General features: G+C 69.2%; 14 protein-coding genes. 11 read left to right on the forward strand and 3 right to left on the reverse strand.

Features of this window, described 5'->3' with window-relative positions; translation table 11 throughout:
- From ACUP6Y_RS03170 to ACUP6Y_RS03195, 6 genes are read left to right on the forward strand one after another with little or no spacing between them, the layout of a single operon-like run.
- Window positions 1–819, forward strand: a complete 819-nt coding sequence (locus ACUP6Y_RS03170) for an NADH-quinone oxidoreductase subunit J (RefSeq protein ID WP_462556602.1) — start codon at window positions 1–3, stop codon at window positions 817–819.
- Entirely contained in the window at window positions 816–1,109 is a 294-nt protein-coding gene (gene nuoK, locus ACUP6Y_RS03175; RefSeq protein ID WP_028657193.1) for an NADH-quinone oxidoreductase subunit NuoK, read from the forward strand. The genes ACUP6Y_RS03170 and nuoK overlap by 4 nt, the downstream gene beginning before the upstream one ends.
- Window positions 1,110–1,119: 10 nt before the next feature.
- The gene (gene nuoL, locus ACUP6Y_RS03180; RefSeq protein WP_462554165.1) at window positions 1,120–3,078 is read left to right on the forward strand and encodes an NADH-quinone oxidoreductase subunit L; all 1,959 of its coding nucleotides are present in this window, start codon (window positions 1,120–1,122) and stop codon (window positions 3,076–3,078) included.
- Complete coding sequence (locus ACUP6Y_RS03185) at window positions 3,078–4,586, forward strand: NADH-quinone oxidoreductase subunit M (protein WP_462554166.1); 1,509 nt, start codon at window positions 3,078–3,080, stop codon at window positions 4,584–4,586. Before nuoL ends, ACUP6Y_RS03185 begins: the two co-directional genes overlap by 1 nt.
- Window positions 4,586–6,187 carry an NADH-quinone oxidoreductase subunit NuoN gene (gene nuoN, locus ACUP6Y_RS03190; protein WP_462554168.1) on the forward strand — a complete coding sequence of 534 codons (1,602 nt, stop codon included), beginning with the start codon at window positions 4,586–4,588 and terminating at the stop codon, window positions 6,185–6,187. The genes ACUP6Y_RS03185 and nuoN overlap by 1 nt, the downstream gene beginning before the upstream one ends.
- Window positions 6,184–7,206 (forward strand): polyprenyl synthetase family protein, encoded by a 1,023-nt coding sequence (locus ACUP6Y_RS03195; protein ID WP_462554169.1) that lies wholly within the window; start codon window positions 6,184–6,186, stop codon window positions 7,204–7,206. Before nuoN ends, ACUP6Y_RS03195 begins: the two co-directional genes overlap by 4 nt.
- A gap of 256 nt (window positions 7,207–7,462) precedes the next feature.
- Here the strand turns inward: ACUP6Y_RS03195 and rarD are convergent, their stop codons facing one another.
- On the reverse strand, window positions 7,463–8,371 hold the full coding sequence (gene rarD / locus ACUP6Y_RS03200) for an EamA family transporter RarD (RefSeq protein WP_462554171.1): 909 nt from the start codon (window positions 8,369–8,371) through the stop codon (window positions 7,463–7,465).
- Window positions 8,372–8,488: 117 nt separating this feature from the next.
- Here rarD and ACUP6Y_RS03205 point away from each other — a divergent pair, with 117 nt between their 5' ends.
- Entirely contained in the window at window positions 8,489–8,932 is a 444-nt protein-coding gene (locus ACUP6Y_RS03205) for a hypothetical protein (protein WP_462554172.1), read from the forward strand.
- An 83-nt stretch (window positions 8,933–9,015) separates the two neighbouring features.
- Here ACUP6Y_RS03205 and ACUP6Y_RS03210 read toward each other — a convergent pair whose 3' ends face one another.
- Window positions 9,016–10,122 carry a 2-oxoacid:ferredoxin oxidoreductase subunit beta gene (locus tag ACUP6Y_RS03210; RefSeq protein WP_462554173.1) on the reverse strand — a complete coding sequence of 369 codons (1,107 nt, stop codon included), beginning with the start codon at window positions 10,120–10,122 and terminating at the stop codon, window positions 9,016–9,018.
- Window positions 10,119–12,128, reverse strand: a complete 2,010-nt coding sequence (locus ACUP6Y_RS03215; RefSeq protein ID WP_462554174.1) for a 2-oxoacid:acceptor oxidoreductase subunit alpha — start codon at window positions 12,126–12,128, stop codon at window positions 10,119–10,121. The genes ACUP6Y_RS03210 and ACUP6Y_RS03215 overlap by 4 nt, the downstream gene beginning before the upstream one ends.
- Before the next feature lie 333 nt (window positions 12,129–12,461).
- Between ACUP6Y_RS03215 and ACUP6Y_RS03220 the strand changes: the two genes are divergently transcribed.
- Genes ACUP6Y_RS03220 through ACUP6Y_RS03235 form a run of 4 tightly spaced genes read left to right on the forward strand, consistent with a single transcriptional unit; the run spans window position 12,462 to window position 16,198 of the window.
- Window positions 12,462–13,496 carry an extracellular solute-binding protein gene (locus ACUP6Y_RS03220; protein WP_462554175.1) on the forward strand — a complete coding sequence of 345 codons (1,035 nt, stop codon included), beginning with the start codon at window positions 12,462–12,464 and terminating at the stop codon, window positions 13,494–13,496.
- Entirely contained in the window at window positions 13,493–14,362 is an 870-nt protein-coding gene (gene cysT, locus ACUP6Y_RS03225; protein ID WP_462554176.1) for a sulfate ABC transporter permease subunit CysT, read from the forward strand. The genes ACUP6Y_RS03220 and cysT overlap by 4 nt, the downstream gene beginning before the upstream one ends.
- Window positions 14,355–15,203 carry a sulfate ABC transporter permease gene (locus ACUP6Y_RS03230; protein WP_462554177.1) on the forward strand — a complete coding sequence of 283 codons (849 nt, stop codon included), beginning with the start codon at window positions 14,355–14,357 and terminating at the stop codon, window positions 15,201–15,203. The genes cysT and ACUP6Y_RS03230 overlap by 8 nt, the downstream gene beginning before the upstream one ends.
- A complete protein-coding gene (locus tag ACUP6Y_RS03235; protein WP_462554178.1) occupies window positions 15,200–16,198 on the forward strand; it encodes a sulfate/molybdate ABC transporter ATP-binding protein in 999 nt (332 codons plus the stop codon). The genes ACUP6Y_RS03230 and ACUP6Y_RS03235 overlap by 4 nt, the downstream gene beginning before the upstream one ends.
- Window positions 16,199–16,207: the final 9 nt, after the last annotated feature.

Below are 16,207 nucleotides of genomic sequence, written 5' to 3' on the forward strand. Positions count from 1 at the left end.
ATGGTGCTCGCAGCAGCCGGCATCCTGTTCGTCCGCAAGGCCGTCCACGCCGCGCTGCTGCTGGCGGTCGTGATGATCAGCCTCGCCGTGCTGTACGCCGTCCTCGAGGCGCCGTTCCTGTTCGCGGTGCAGATCATCGTCTACACCGGCGCGATCTTGATGCTGTTCCTGTTCGTGCTGATGCTGGTCGGCGTGGACGCCTCCGACTCCACGGTCGAGACCATCAAGGGCCAGCGTCCGCTGGCCTGGCTGGTCGGGCTGGCCTTCGTCGTGGTCATGGTCGTCGCGCTGACCCAGCTCACCTTCGGCACCGCGGTGGGGCTCGACGAGGCGAACTCGGGCGGCAACGTCCAGGCGCTCGCCGATCTGCTCTTCTCGCGCTACGTCTTCATCTTCGAGGCCACCAGCGCCCTGCTCATCACGGCCGCGGTCGGCGCGATGGTGCTGGCCCACCGCGAGCGGCTCACCCCGCGCAAGACCCAGCCCGACCTCGCCGCCGACCGGCTCCGCGCGTACGCCGAGACCGGTGCCCACCTCGGCCCGCTGCCGCCCCCGGGCGTCTACGCCCGCCACAACGCGGTCGACACCCCGGCCCTGCTGCCCGACGGCAGCCCGGCGCCGGCGTCGGTCTCCCGGGTGCTCGCGGCCCGCGGAACGATGCAGAAGACCGGCCTCAGAGACATCGAGGCGATCAACGAGCAGCTCGGCGTGGATCCCGCCACGATGCCCGAAGAGGCCGGCAAGAGCGGTGCGACCGCCTCGAGTGATGCGCAGCAGCCGGGGAGCGAAGCGACCGACGGCAAGGAGGACGTCAAGTGACCGAGTACGTCGTGCTGAGCGCGATCCTCTTCACCATCGGGTCGATCGGGGTGCTCACCCGCCGCAACGCGATCGTCGTGTTCATGTGCGTCGAGCTGATGCTCAACGCCTGCAACCTGGCCTTCGTCGCCTTCGCTCACCAGCACGGCAACCTCGACGGCCAGGTCGCCGCCTTCTTCGTGATGGTGGTGGCCGCCGCCGAGGTGGTGGTCGGGCTCGCGATCATCATGACCATCTTCCGGACCCGTCGCTCGGCCTCGGTCGACGACGCGAGCCTGCTGAAGTTCTGAGGACGAGACGATGGACGCACTCACCGCGCTGACCCTCAAGGCCAGCGAGACGCACATCCCCGTGGTCTCGCCGGCCGACGCCGACGGGCCGTTCACCCTGCTCTGGCTGATCATCGCGCTGCCGCTGCTCGGCGCCGCGATCCTGCTGCTCGGCGGCCGCTCTACCGACAAGTGGGGCCACCTGCTCGGCACGGCGACCTCCGCGACGTCGTTCGTGATCAGCCTCGTGCTGTTCGTGAACCTGCTCGGTCGCGACGAGGGGGAGCGCCAGGTCTCCCAGCACCTCTACGACTGGATCGACGCCGGCGGCCTCCACATCGGCATGGACCTGCTCTACGACCCGCTGTCGGCGCTCTTCTTGCTGCTGATCACCGGTGTCGGGTCGCTGATCCACGTGTACTCGATCGGCTACATGGCCCACGACCCGCGCCGGCGGCGGTTCTTCGCGTACCTGAACCTGTTCGTCGCCGCCATGCTCATGCTGATCCTCTCGGAGAATTACGTGGGCCTGTTCCTGGGCTGGGAGGGCGTCGGCCTCGCGTCGTACCTCCTCATCGGGTTCTGGCAGCACAAGCCCTCCGCGGCGGCCGCGGCCAAGAAGGCGTTCGTCATCAACCGGGTCGGCGACATGGGCATGGGCCTGGCGATCTTCTTGATGATCGTCACCTTCGGCACCACCAGCTTCAGCGGCGTCAGCGAGCTGGCCGGCGGCGCGACCGAGACGACGCTCAACTGGATCGGCGTCCTGCTCCTCGTCGGCGCCTGCGGCAAGTCGGCCCAGGTCCCGCTCCAGGCGTGGCTCCTGGACGCGATGGAGGGCCCGACCCCGGTCTCGGCCCTGATCCACGCGGCGACCATGGTCACCGCGGGCGTCTACCTGGTCACCCGCTCCAACTTCGTCTTCGAGCTCGCGCCGACCGCGCAGACCGCGGTGGTCATCGTCGCCACGGTGACCCTGCTGTGGGGCGCGATCATCGGCTGCGCGAAGGACGACATCAAGAAGGGCCTGGCCGGCTCCACGATGAGCCAGATCGGCTACATGATGCTCGGCGCCGGCCTCGGCGTCGCCGGCTACGCCTTCGCGATCTTCCACCTGCTGACCCACGGCTTCTTCAAGGCCAACATGTTCCTCGGGGCCGGCTCGGTCATGCACGCGATGGACGACGACGTCGACATGCGTCACTACGGCGCGTTGCGGAAGGCACTGCCCATCACCTTCGCGACCTTCGCGCTCGGCTTCCTCGCGATCATCGGCATCCCGCCCTTCGCCGGCTTCTGGTCGAAGGACAAGATCATCGAGGTCGCGCTCACCGAGAACCCGGTCGTCGGGGTCTGTGCTCTTCTTGGTGCAGGCATCACGGGCTTCTACATGACCCGGATGATGCTGATGACCTTCTTCACCGCGGACCGAAACGGCAGGGGGCGCTGGGAGAAGAACGTCCACCCCCACGAGAGCCCGCTGGTGATGACCATCCCGCTGATGGTCCTCGCCGCGCTCTCCGCGCTCGGCGGCCTGATGCTCGCCGGCAACTGGATCGTCGACTTCCTCAGCCCGGTCGTCGGCCACGTCGAGCACGAGGACCCGCCGCTGCCGGTCCTCGTGCTCACCCTGATCACGATCGCGGTGGTCCTCGCGGGCGTGGCGCTGGCCTGGGTGCTGGTCGGGCAGCGCGACGTGCCCCGCACGGCGCCGGCCGACGTCTCGTTCGCCACGAAGGCCGCCCGTGCTGACCTGTACGGCGACGCGATCAACGAGGGCCTGGTCGTCACCCCGGGCCGGGCCACGGTGCGCGCGCTCACCGACGGCGACCGCACGCTCGTCGACGGCCTCTTCATGGGCGCCACCACGGTCCTCGCCGGCACCGGCGAGCTGCTCCGGCGGCTCCAGAACGGCTACGTCCGCTCCTACGCCCTCGGCATCCTCGGTGGCGCACTGCTCCTCGTCCTGACTCTGGTGGTGGTGAACTGATGTTGCTCAGCCTGCTCGTCTGGCTGCCGATCGCCGGTGCGATCGCCGTCGCGTTCCTGCCGCGCACGGTCAGCAAGACCGCCGGCCTGGGGATCGCGCTGGCGACCCTGGTCGTCGGTGTGGTCGTCGCCGCGTCCTACGACGCCGACGGCGGCCGCCAGCTCACCGAGGAGCACGAGTGGATCGAGGCGTTCGGGGTGCACTACGCCCTCGGCGTCGACGGCCTCGGCCTGCTGCTGGTGCTGCTGACGGTGCTGCTGGTCCCGCTGGTGCTCGGCGCGGAGTGGTTCAAGGCCGACGCCGAGGGCTCGGCCGGGGCCCGCGCGTTCGTCGCCTGGACGCTGGCGCTCGAGGGCCTCTCGCTCGCGGTGTTCTGCGCGACCGACGTGTTCTTGTTCTACGTCGTCTTCGAGGCGACGCTGATCCCGGCGTACTTCCTGGTCGGCGGCTTCGGCCGCGAGGGCCGGGGCGCGGCGGCGCTGAAGTTCTTGATGTTCCAGCTCGCGGGCGGCCTGATCCTGCTCGCCGCGGTGATCGGGCTGTACGTGGTGTCCGCCCAGCAGGGCGAGCCGTCGTACCTCCTCTCCGACCTGGAGAAGCTCGACATCGGCACCGAGGCCGGCCGCTGGCTGTTCTTCGGCTTCTTCATCGCCTTCGCGATCAAGGCGCCGCTGTTCCCGCTGCACACCTGGCTGGCCGACACGACCGAGAAGGCGACGCCCGGCACCGGCGTGCTGCTCGTGTGCATCCTCGACAAGATCGGCACCTTCGGGATGATGAGGTTCTGCCTCGGCATCTTCCCGGAGGCCTCGCAGTGGGCGACGCCGCTGGTGATCACGCTGGCGCTGATCTCCGTGGTCTACGGCGCGTTCATCGCGATCGGCCAGGACGACATCTTCCGGCTGATCGGTCTCACCTCGCTGAGCCACTTCGGCCTGATCACGCTGGGCGTCTTCACGATGACCAGCCAGGGCGGCACCGGCGCGATCCTCTACATGGTCAACCACGGCCTCGGCACCGCCGCGCTGTTCCTCGTCGCCGGCTACCTCTACGACCGCAGCGGCACCTCCTCGATCCGCGAGATGCGCGGCGTCGAGAGGATCGCCCCGGTCCTGGCCGGCCTGCTCCTGGTCGCCGGCCTGGCCACGCTCGGACTGCCCGGCCTGTCGCCGTTCGTCAGCGAGTTCCTGGTGTTCGTCGCGGCCTTCGACTACGGCTGGTGGGTCGGCGCGATCGCCGTCACCGCGGTGGTGCTGTCCGCGATCTACGTGCTGTGGATGTACCAGCGCACGATGACCGGCCCCACGCCGCCCGAGGTCGAGGGCACCAGGGACCTGGGCGTGCGTGAGATCGTCGCCGTCGCGCCGCTCATGGCGGCGCTGGTCTTCTTCGGGTTCTATCCCGCACCCCTGCTCGACGTGAGCAACCCGATGGTGGGTGACCTCATGCACCAGATGGGGATCCAGGACGACCAGCCCACGGTCGTGCACACGGAGGAGGCGCACTGATGGACTTCGTGAAGCCCGAGCTCGAGTACGCCGAGCTGCTGCCGCTCCTCATCGTCTTGGGCGGCGCCTGCGTCGGTGTCGCGTTGGAGGCCTTCCTGCCGCGCGGCACCCGCCGGCTGCCCCAGGTGGGCCTGGCCCTGGTCACCGTCGTCGCCGCGCTGGTCGCGACCGTCCTCGTCGGCCGGAACCTCGACGTCCACAAGGGCGCTGACGGCGCCGAGGGCCGCGGCCTGGTCGGTGCGATGGGCAGTGTCGTCGTCGACGGCCCGACCGTCTACCTGTGGGGGCTGCTCCTCCTCTTCGCCCTCGGCGGCATCGCGCTCTTCGCCGAGCAGCGGCTCGAGGGCGGCGTCTCCGCCTTCACCGGCCAGGCGGCCGCGCTGCCCGGCACCGAGGGCGAGCGCGAGGCCTCGACCCGCGGCCTGGAGCACACCGAGGTGTACCCGCTGCTGCTCTTCGCGGTGGCCGGCATGCTGCTGTTCCCGGCGTCCGGCGACCTGCTCACCATGTTCGTCGCGCTGGAGATCCTCTCCCTGCCGCTCTACCTGCTGTGCGGCCTGGCGCGCCGTCGTCGCCTGCTGAGCCAGGAGGCGGCGATGAAGTACTTCCTCCTCGGCGCCTTCGCCTCCGGCTTCTTCCTGTACGGCGCCGCGCTGGTCTACGGCTACGCCGGCTCGGTGTCCTTCGCCGGCATCAACGAGGCGGTCCGCGCCGGTACGGCCAACCACGGCCTGCTGCTCGCCGGCATCGGCCTGCTCGCCGTCGGCCTGCTGTTCAAGATCGGCGCCGCTCCCTTCCAGGCCTGGACCCCCGACGTCTACCAGGGCGCGCCCACCGCGGTGACGGCGTTCATGGCCGCCGGCACCAAGGTCGCCGCCTTCGGCGCCCTGCTCCGGCTGCTCTACGTCGCCTTCGGCGGCGAGCGCTGGAGCTGGCAGCCGATGCTGTGGGTGATCGCGATCGCCTCCATGGTGCTCGGCGCGGTCCTCGCGATCGTCCAGAACGACGTGAAGCGGATGCTCGCCTACTCCTCGGTCGCCCACACCGGGTTCATCCTGGTCGGCGTGCTGGGCGTGCAGAGCGCGGGTGAGCTCGCGAAGGGCCAGTACACCTCGCTCGAGGGCGTGCTCTTCTACCTCACCACCTACGGCTTCGCGATGATCGGCGCCTTCGCGATCGTCACGCTGGTCCGCGACGCGGGCGGCGAGGCGACGGCGTACGAGCGCTGGGCCGGCCTGGGCCGGACCTCGCCGCTGGTGGCGGGCGCGTTCGCCTTCTTCCTGCTCTCCATGGCCGGGATCCCGCTCACCGCGGGCTTCATCGGCAAGTGGGCGGTGTTCACCTCGGCACTGTCCGCGGGCGCGTGGCCGGTGGTGCTGGTGGCCATCGCGTGCAGCATCCTGGCGATCACGTTCTACGTGCGGCACATCCGGCTGATGTTCTTCACCGAGCCCAGCGCCGACGGCGCCGGGGTCGTGACCCGGTCCTCGCTGCTGACGTCCGGCACCATCGCGGTGTGCCTCGTCGCGACTCTCGTGATGGGTGTCGTGCCGGGCCCGGTTCTCGATCTGGTGGTCAGTGCGGGAGACTTCATCAGGTGACCCCTGATGCGCGTCCCGCCGACCTGGCCCTGCCGATCGACGACACCGCCCTCGCCGACCGGCTGAGGGCGCGGATGGCCACGGTCGAGGAGGCCCTGTACGGCCACGCGTCCAGTCGGGCGCCGTACGTCACCGAGGCGGCGCGACACCTGCTGGCCGCCGGCGGCAAGCGGTTCCGCCCGCTGCTGGTCCTCCTCGCCGCCGAGTCCGGGCCGCGGCCCGACGCCGACGACGTGCTCACCGCCGCCTGCGTCGTGGAGATCACCCACGTCGGCTCGCTGTACCACGACGACGTCATGGACGAGGCCGCGCTGCGCCGCGGCGAGGACTCGGCCAACGCCCGCTACGACAACCTGGTCGCGATCCTCACCGGCGACTGGCTGTTCGCGAAGTCCTCGGAGCTGACCGCCCAGCTCGGGCCGGACGCCGTACGGATCCAGGCGGAGACGTTCACCCGCCTGGTCGAGGGGCAGATCCTCGAGACCGTGAAGCCCGGCCCCGACGAGGACGCCCTGGCCCACTACCTGGAGGTCGTCGCCGGCAAGACCGGATCGCTGATCGCCACCTCGGCCCACTACGGCGCGCTGTTCTCCGGCGCCGCCGCCGAGGTCGTCTCGGCGCTCACCGAGTACGGCGAGCTGGTCGGCACCGCGTTCCAGCTCTCCGACGACATCCTCGACATCGCCTCCGAGAGCGAGGAGTCCGGCAAGACGCCCGGCACCGACCTCAAGGAGGGCGTCCCCACCCTGCCGGTCCTGATCGCCCGCGCCTCCACCGACCCGGCCGATGCTCGCCTGCTCGAGCTGCTCGACCCGGCGCGAAGTGACCTCGCCGCCGACCCCGACCTGCACGCCGAGGCCCTCGACCTGCTCCGCAAGCACCCCGCCATGGACCAGGCCCGGGCGTACGTCGTCGCCCGCGCCGAGGAGGCCAAGCAGCTGCTCCAGGCCCTGCCCGAGGGCTCGGTGCGCACCGCCCTCGAGGCGTTCGCCGACGTCGTGGCGGTCCGCTCGGCCTGAGGCTCGGCTGCGTGCGCGCATGAACTGCCCTCCCGCTGTGACGTATGAGGCCGGTGGGTCGGCGGGACACGCGCCCGCCACGCCGTGATCGGCAGCACCTGTCAGGGGGTCGGCCGAACCGTGGTGGCGCGGACTCGTTGAAGAACAGTTTTCCAGTTAACTTTATAGCCGTAGCTCGGTCGCGGACTTCCGCCCGAGCGACCCCGATCGCCTCGCGCGGCGGCGACGTGCACCCCGTCCGCCGCCGCGCGGGGTATCACATCGCGCAGGACTCGGCTGCGAGAGCCAGTTGGCGCCGGTGGTGGCGCAGCGCCTCGGCGGTGAGTACGACCAGCGCCAGCCAGACCAGTCCGAACCCGACCCAGCGCCCGGCGGGCATGTGCTCGCCGAGCAGGGTGACGCCGAGGGCGAACTGGATGGTGGGCGTGAGGTATTGCAGCAGGCCGAGGGTGGTCATCGAGACGCGGGTGGCGGCGCCGCCGAAGCACAGCAGCGGCACGGCGGTCACGATGCCGCTGGCGACGAGCAGGACGACGTGACCGGGGCCCTCGCTGGTGAAGCGGGCGTGGCCGGTGGTGCCGAGCCAGACGAGGTAGCCGAGGGCGAAGGGCGCGATGACAGCGGTCTCGAAGGCGAGGCTCTCGATGGCGCCGGCGTCGGCGGACTTCTTGGCCAGTCCGTAGGTGCCGAAGGAGAAGGCGAGGACCAGCGCGATCACGGGTGGGCGGCCGTAGTCGAGGGTGAGCACGACGACGGCCACGAACCCGATCCCGAGCGCGGTCCACTGCACGGGCCGCAGGCGCTCGCCGAGGACGAGGACGCCGAGCACCACGGTGACGAGCGGGTTGATGAAGTAGCCGAGCGACGTCTCGACGACGCGGTCGCTGTTGACGCCGTAGATGTAGGTGCCCCAGTTGGCGGTGATGGTGACCGCGGCGAGTGCCAGCAGCAGCGCCGTACGTCGCTCGCGGAGCAGGGAACGCAAGGCGCCCACCCGCCGCAGCGCGACGACCAGGACGCCCATGACGACCAGCGACCAGACCATCCGGTGAGCCAGGATCTCGACGGCGCCGCTGGGTTTGAGCAGCGGCCAGTAGAGGGGAAAGGCACCCCATATCAGGTACGCGAGGAACCCGAGGGTGAAGCCGCGGCGCTGGTCCGACACACTGGGACCCTAGCGACGTGGGGCCGCTTCGCGGGCGCGAGGTGGTTTCAGGTCGTGACCAGGTGGGCACGAAAGCCGTGTCCACGAACGAACCCGATCTCGAGGGGGAGGTCCCCGATGCGATTCACTCGCACCATCACCGTCCTGGTGGCGGCTCTGACCGCCGCGCTGCTGGGCTTGACGCTCGCACCGACCGGAGCCCAGGCCGCCGATTCCATCCAGGCCCAGCCGTCCAGCAAGGTCGTCGCCGCGAAGGGTGTCACCCCGCGTCAGGTCGGCATCGGCGCCTGTGGTCCGAACCCGCCCGACTGCTACGGCAAGCGCCTGTGGGCCAAGTTCACCACCAACCCGGCCTCGCCCGGCGTGAAGATGAAGGTCTTCGTCAAGCGCCACGGCAAGTGGGTCCGGGTCGCCAAGGTGAAGACGAAGGGCAGCGGCCTGACCAAGAAGGTCTTCGTCCGCGCCGAGGGCCGGAAGACGACCAAGTACAAGGTCGTCGCCAAGGGCGACGCCGTGTGGGCCAAGGCGAGCTTCAAGTTCAAGGTCTACCCGCGCAGCTGACGCACTCCGTCTCCACGCGAAACACGAAACGCGCCGCCGAGCCCAGCTCGGCGGCGCGTTTCGTCGTACGGCGGGGGACCGGGTCAGTCGATGGTCCAGGTGTCGCCGGTGTTGATGAGGGCGGTGAGGCGTTCGGCGGGGCTGCCGTGGGTGGCGGCGGCTTCGCTGGCGGTGGTGATCTGGGCGCGGGCCTGGTCGTCGTAGGTGGGGCGGGTGATCTGGCGGAAGATGCCGATGGGGCTGCGGTTGAGGTAGCCGGCGTCGGTGAGTCGTGAGATCGCGAACGCCGTGGACGGGTCGTCGTTGTGGGTGTCGTGGACGATGATCTGCTCGGCCGCCACGGTCGCGGTGTCGACGATGTCGATACCGCCGGAGGCGGCGCGCACGAGGGCCTTGTCGCCCAGACCGGTGGTCTCGTCGCGGACACCGAAGGTGATCGGTTGGCCGTGGACCAGCGGGATGATCGCGTGGGCCTTGGTGTCGTTGTCCTTGATGGTGTCGAAGGCGCCGTCGTTGAAGATGGGGCAGTTCTGGTAGATCTCGACGAGGCTGGTGCCGCGGTGCGCGGCTGCGGCGGCGAGCACGGCGGTGAGGTGTTTGCGGTCCGAGTCGATGGTGCGGGCCACGAAGGACGCTTCGGCGCCGAGGGCGAGGGAGACGGGGTTGAAGGGGTGGTCGAGGGAGCCCATGGGGGTGGACTTGGTGATCTTGCCGGTCTCGCTGGTGGGGGAGTATTGGCCTTTGGTGAGGCCGTAGATCCGGTTGTTGAACAACAAGATGGTCATGTTGACGTTGCGGCGCAGGGCGTGGATGAGGTGGTTGCCGCCGATGGAGAGGGCGTCGCCGTCGCCGGTGACGACCCATACGGAGAGGTCTTGGCGGGCGGTGGCGATGCCGGTGGCGATGGAGGGTGCGCGGCCGTGGATGGAGTGCATGCCGTAGGTGTCGAGGTAGTAGGGGAACCGGCTGGAGCAGCCGATCCCGGACACGAAGACGATGTTCTCGCGCCGCAGGCCGAGGTCGGGCAGGAAGGACTGGACGGCTTTGAGCACGGCGTAGTCGCCGCAGCCGGGGCACCAGCGGACCTCCTGGTCGGAGGAGAACTCCTTCGCACTCTGCTTCTCGCCCTCGGGCAGGGTCGGGACCAGGGCCGTGCCCAGAACGGGCGTGGGCAGGTCGATGGTGGTCATCGGACGGGAGCCTCCTCGTGGTCGGCAGGAAGGTTGAGGCCGTGTTCGCCGAGGTCGACCTCGCGTCCCTCGGTCTCGCCGATGAGGGCGCCGATGGCCTCGGCGAGCTCGGCGGCCTTGAGGGGGAGGCCGTAGACGTGGTTGTAGCCCTGGGCGTCGACCAGGAACTCGGCACGCAGCATCTTCGAGAGTTGGCCGAGGTTCATCTCGGGGACCAGGACCTTGTCGTAGGACCGCAGGATGTCGCCGAGGTCCTTGGGGAAGGGGTTGAGGTGGCGCAGGTGGACCTGCGCGACGTGGTAGCCGGCGCGGCGCACCCGGCGGCAGGCCGCACCGATCGGGCCGTAGGTCGAGCCCCACCCGATGACCAGGACCTTGGCCTGGCCTTGTCCTGGGGGGCCTGAGGGGTCGTCGACCTGCAACGGCGGCAGGGAGTCGGCGATGCGTTGGATCTTCTCGGCGCGGATCCGGACCATCTGGTCGTGGTTGGCCGGGTCGTAGGAGATGTTCCCGTGACCGACCTCGAGGGTGCCGGCCTTCTCCAGTCCGCCGATGCGGTGCTCAAGGCCGGCGGTGCCGGGGATGGCCCACGGACGAGCCAGCGTCTCGGGGTCTCGGGCGTAGGGCCAGAACTCGGCTCCCTTGACACCGTCGTGGTTGGGCTGGCCGTCGTGGTTGGGCTGGGTGGCGAAGTTCGCCTCGATCTTCGGCAGCTCGTTCGACTCGGCTGATACGTCGGGGATGGCCCAGGGTTCGGACCCGTTGGCCAGATACCCGTCGGAGAGGAGGAAGACGGGGGTGCGGTAGGTGATCGCGATCCGGGCGGCCTCGAGGGCGGCGGCGAAACAGTCGCCGGGTGATTGGGGCGCCACGATCGGGACCGGTGCCTCCCCGTTACGCCCGTACATGGCCTGCAAGAGGTCGGCCTGTTCGGTCTTGGTCGGCAGACCCGTCGATGGTCCGCCGCGTTGGACGTTGATGACCACCAGGGGGAGTTCGGTCATCACCGCCAACCCGATGGCCTCAGACTTCAACGCGATCCCGGGTCCCGAGGTGGTGGTGACCGCCAACTGTCCAGCAAAGCTCGCGCCGATCGCGGCGCCGATGCCGGCGATCTCGTCCTCGGCCTGGAACGTGGTCACCCCGAAACCCTTGTGCTTGGACAACTCGTGGAGGATGTCGGACGCCGGGGTGATCGGATACGACCCCAAGAACACCGGCAGCTCGGAGCGGACCCCGGCGGCGATGAGACCGTACGACAACGCGAGGTTGCCGGTGATGTTCCGGTAGGTCCCGGCCGCCATGCGGGCGGGTTTGATCTCGTAGGAGACCACGAACGTCTCGGTGGTCTCGCCGTAGTTCCACCCCGCCTTGAACGCCGCGACGTTCGCACCCAAGATCGCGGGCACCTTGGCGAACTTGCGCTTGAGGAAGTCGATGGTCGGTTCGGTCGGGCGGCCGTACATCCACGACAGCAACCCGAGCGCGAACATGTTCTTCGCCCGCGCGGCGTCCTTACGCGAGAGCCCGAACTCCGCGACCGCGGCGACGGTGATGCCGGTCAGGTCGACCGGCTGGACCGAGAACCCCGCCAACAGGTCATCGACCTCCCCGAGCTTGTCCAACGGGTTGGAGGAATAACCCGCCTTGTCGAGGTTGCGTTTGGTGAAGTCGTGGGTGTCCACGATGATCGTCGCCCCCCGCGGGAGGTCGCCCAGGTTGGCCTTCAACGCGGCCGGGTTCATCGCGACCAACACATCGGGACGGTCACCGGCGGTGAGGATGTCGTGATCAGCGAAATGGATCTGAAACGACGACACCCCCGGGATCGTGCCTGCAGGAGCGCGGATCTCGGCAGGGAAGTTCGGCAACGTGACCAGGTCGTTGCCGAACACCGCCGACTCCTGCGTGAACCGGTCACCGGTCAGCTGCATGCCATCACCCGAATCACCAGCGAACCGGATGATCACCCGATCCAGCTGCTTGACCTGCTTCGTCCGGCTCACACCTGCTCCACTTCTCTCGACGTCGGCGAGGGCTGATTCTAGAGCCAATCTAGAACACGTTCCTTTTTTGCCCTGGCGCCTGTCCGACTGGCGCCTGGCCGCCCGATCGGCACTGCTCGGCAACTCCTCACCACGATAGACCGCCGCCGCGGCGCGCCCGGCGCCACGCCGCCTGATGGGCGCCCGGGGCCGTCCCGGGGGCCCTGTGACCTCTGTCATGTCGTCGATTTGTCTTCCGAGCGAGTCGCTTAACTCTCTAATGTGTATGATTCCGATCTATTTTGAGGAACTGGTCCCCGAGAGACCGGCCGAAGCAAGCAAGGAATGGGTGCAATGAAGCGAGTTATCAAGGCTGCGGCCCTGGCGGTGACCGGCGCACTGGCGCTGACCGCCTGCGCGAGCGCCGACGGCGGCAACGCCGACGACAGCGGTTCGACGATCAACATCGTCGGATTCGCCGTGCCGGAGGCCGGCAACAAGGCCGCCGCGGCGGAGTTCAACAAGACCGAGGCCGGCAAGGACGTGAAGTTCTCCGGCTCGTACGGCGCCTCGGGCGACCAGAGCCGCAAGGTCGTGGACAACAAGGGCAAGGACACCGACTACGTCGTGTTCTCCCTCGAGCCCGACATGACCCGTCTCGTCGACGCCGGTCTCGTCGCCGACGACTGGAACGCCGGCCCCAACAAGGGCATCGTCTCCAGCTCCGTCGCCGTGATCGCCACCCAGGCGGGCAACCCGCTCGGCATCAAGGACTGGGACGACCTCACGCGCGACGACGTCAAGATCGTCACCCCGGACCCGGCCAGCTCCGGCTCGGCGAAGTGGAACATCCTCGCGCTCTACACCTACGCGAAGTCGACCGGCGCCACCGAGGAGCAGGCGGACGCCTTCCTCGAGAAGGTCTTCAAGAACGTCACCACCTGGGCGGCCAGCGGCCGTGAGGCGACCGAGGCGTTCAAGAAGGGCGTGGGCAACGTGCTGCTGACCTACGAGAACGAGGCCATCTTGGCCAAGCAGAACGGCGAGGACCTCGACTACATCGTCCCGAACCACACCTTCAAGATCGAGAACCCGGGTGCCGTCCTGAAGGACGCGGCGCCGGTCGCGAAGGACTGGCTGGACTTCATCCTCAGCGACGAGGGCCAGACCGCGTTCGTGAAGAAGGGCTTCCGTCCCGTCGGTGACCTCGACATCTCCGGCATCGAGGTCGAGGGCGCCAACGACCCGAGCAACCCCTTCCCGGCGGTCCAGGACCTCAGCACCGCTGCCGATCTCGGCGGCTGGAGCGCCATCAACGCGGAGTGGTTCGGCAAGGACGGCGAGAAGCTCCGCTTCGACAAGCTGTACGCCGAAGCAACGAAGCAGTGACCGACACCCTGGTCACACCCGCAGGGCCGGCTCCGACACGGAGCCGGCCCTCGGGCACTGCCAAGGGCGGCTCCGGCCTGTTCCGGCTCACGCCCACCTCGCGCCTCGGGCTCGGAGTGGCGCTGGTCTGGTTCAGCGTCCTGGTGCTGCTCCCACTCGCCGCCGTCGTCGGCGCGGCCGCCGAGGGCGGCTTCGGCCGCTTCTGGGACACGCTGACCGACGCCCAGACCTTCGCGGCGCTGCGGCTGACCGTGGTCGAGGCGCTGCTCGTGACGCTCGTCAACGCCGTCATCGGCACCGTCGTCGCCTGGGTGCTGGTCCGCGACCAGTTCCCCGGCAAGCGGATCCTCGACGTCGTCATCGACATCCCGTTCGCGCTGCCGACGATCGTGGCCGGCCTCGTGCTGCTCAGCCTGTGGGGCCCGGAGAGCCCGGTGGGGGTGAACATCGTGAACACTCGCCAGGGCATCTTCTTGGCGTTGCTCTTCGTCACCCTGCCCTTCGTCGTGCGCACGGTGCAGCCGGTGCTGCTCGAGCTCGACGCCGACGTCGAGGAGGCGGCCGCCTCCCTGGGGGCCTCGCGGCTCACGACATTTCGCCGGGTGATCCTCCCGAGCCTGGTGCCGGCCATCGCCGCCGGCTCCTCGCTCGGCTTCGCGCGGGCGATCAGCGAGTTCGGCTCGCTGGTCCTGATCTCGGGCAACACGCCCTACCAGACCGAGGTCGCGTCGCTGAAGATCCTCAAGTTCCTCGAAGGCGACAATCAGGCCGGAGCGGCGGCGGTCGCCGTCCTCCTGCTGATCGTGGCGGTGCTGACGATCGTCGTCCTCGACGTCATCTCGAGGCGGGTGGCGCGCCGTGGCTGACACCCGTGCCATCCGCAGCCGCAAGGGGCCGGTGGCCTACGCGTTGCGGATCTTCGTCATCGTCTACCTCGCGGTGCTGGTCATCTGGCCGCTCTTCGAGGTCGCCAAGCAGACCTTCGCTCCGGCAGGCGTCGGGGACGAGGGCGGTCTGGCCGCCTTCTGGGAGCGACTCAGCGACCCGTCCGTGAGCTACGCGTTCAACCTGACCATCACCGTGGCGTTCTGGGCGGTGCTGATCAACACCCTGTTCGGGGTGGGGATCTCGCTGCTGCTGGTCCGCTACCAGTTCCCGGGCCGACGGATCCTCTCGGTGCTCGTCGACCTGCCGATGTCGGTCTCACCGGTCGTCGTCGGTCTCGCCCTGGTGCTGGCCTACAGCACCGGGAAGGGCTGGTTCGGCGGGGCGCTGGAGTCGGTCGGCTTCTACGTGATCGGCACCACGCCGGGACTGATCATGGCCACCGCCTTCGTCAGCCTGCCGTTGGTCATCCGCGAGATCGTGCCCGTGCTCGAGGAGATCGGCACCGACGCCGAGATGGCGGCCCACAGCCTGGGCGCCAATGGCTGGCAGACCTTCCGGAGGATCACGCTGCCCAGCATCAAGTGGGCGGTCGTGTACGGCGTCGTACTGAGCATGGCCCGCTCGCTCGGTGAGTTCGGCGCGGTCAAGATCGTCAGCCCCGGTGCCGAGTTCCGTGGCGAGACCGCCACCCTCCTCATCCAGAACCGCTACACCAACTACGAGGAGCCCACGGCGTACGCCGCCGCTTTCGTGCTCGTGCTGGCCTCCGTGCTCGCCCTCGTGGTCGTCTCCCTGATCCGCAAGGAGGATCACGCATGAGCATCGAAGTGAAGGGTGTCGGCAAGCGCTACGGTGACTTCGTCGCACTCGACGACATCAACGTGTCCCTGCCCACCGGTCAGCTGACCGCACTGCTCGGGCCCAGTGGCGGTGGGAAGTCGACCCTGCTGCGGATCATCGCCGGCCTGGAGTCGGCTGACGGCGGCTCGGTCGAGATCGAGGGCGTGGACGCCACCAGGCTGCCACCGCAGAAGCGCAACGTCGGCTTCGTGTTCCAGCACTACGCCGTGTTCAAGCACATGACGGTCGCGAAGAACGTCGCCTTCGGCCTGGAGATCCGCAAGCGGCCCAAGGCCGAGGTGAAGGCGAAGGTCGCCGAGCTCCTCGACCTCGTCCACCTCTCGCAGTTCGCGCACCGGCTGCCCTCGCAGCTCTCCGGCGGCCAGCGCCAGCGCCTCGCGCTCGCCCGGGCGCTCGCCGTGGAGCCCTCGGTGCTGCTGCTCGACGAGCCGTTCGGGGCCCTTGACGCGAAGGTGCGCAAGGAGCTGCGCGACTGGCTGCGCCGGCTGCACGACGAGGTCCACGTGACGACCGTGTTCGTGACCCACGACCAGGAGGAGGCGCTCGAGGTCGCCGACGAGATCGTGGTCATCAACGACGGCCGGATCGAGCAGATCGGCACCCCCGACCAGCTGTACGACGAGCCGGCCAACGACTTCGTGATGGGCTTCCTCGGCGCGGTCACCCAGCTCGGGCCGGTGGCACTGCGCCCCCACGACATCGAGGTCGCGGTCGAGCCCGGAGTGCCCGGCTCGGCGGCGGGCATCGTCCAGCGGGCGCTGCGCGTCGGCTTCGAGGTGCGCCTCACCGTCGACGTCGAGGGACAGCAGGAGCCGGTGCTGGTCGTGCTCTCGCGCACCCACGCGCGGGCGCTCGACCTCGAGCTCGGCAGCAGGGTCTGGCTGAGCCCCACCACCGGTGCGACCACCGTGCCGGTGCTCGGGGTTCCGCGGGAGGCGGTGGCCTCCGCCTAGTCTGGGGCG

The sequence above is a fragment of the Nocardioides sp. S5-5 genome, from assembly GCF_054954065.1.

Bases quoted from the DNA above. Each gene is read 5' to 3' on its own strand.
- ACUP6Y_RS03205 (WP_462554172.1), top strand. From the start codon at position 8,489: ATGCGATTCACTCGCACCATCACCGTCCTGGTGGCGGCTCTGACCGCC.
- nuoN (WP_462554168.1), top strand. From the start codon at position 4,586: ATGGACTTCGTGAAGCCCGAGCTCGAGTACGCCGAGCTGCTGCCGCTC.
- ACUP6Y_RS03185 (WP_462554166.1), top strand. From the start codon at position 3,078: ATGTTGCTCAGCCTGCTCGTCTGGCTGCCGATCGCCGGTGCGATCGCC.
- ACUP6Y_RS03220 (WP_462554175.1), top strand. From the start codon at position 12,462: ATGAAGCGAGTTATCAAGGCTGCGGCCCTGGCGGTGACCGGCGCACTG.
- ACUP6Y_RS03235 (WP_462554178.1), top strand. From the start codon at position 15,200: ATGAGCATCGAAGTGAAGGGTGTCGGCAAGCGCTACGGTGACTTCGTC.
- nuoL (WP_462554165.1), top strand. From the start codon at position 1,120: ATGGACGCACTCACCGCGCTGACCCTCAAGGCCAGCGAGACGCACATC.
- ACUP6Y_RS03170 (WP_462556602.1), top strand. From the start codon at position 1: ATGGTGCTCGCAGCAGCCGGCATCCTGTTCGTCCGCAAGGCCGTCCAC.
- ACUP6Y_RS03210 (WP_462554173.1), bottom strand. From the start codon at position 10,122: ATGACCACCATCGACCTGCCCACGCCCGTTCTGGGCACGGCCCTGGTC.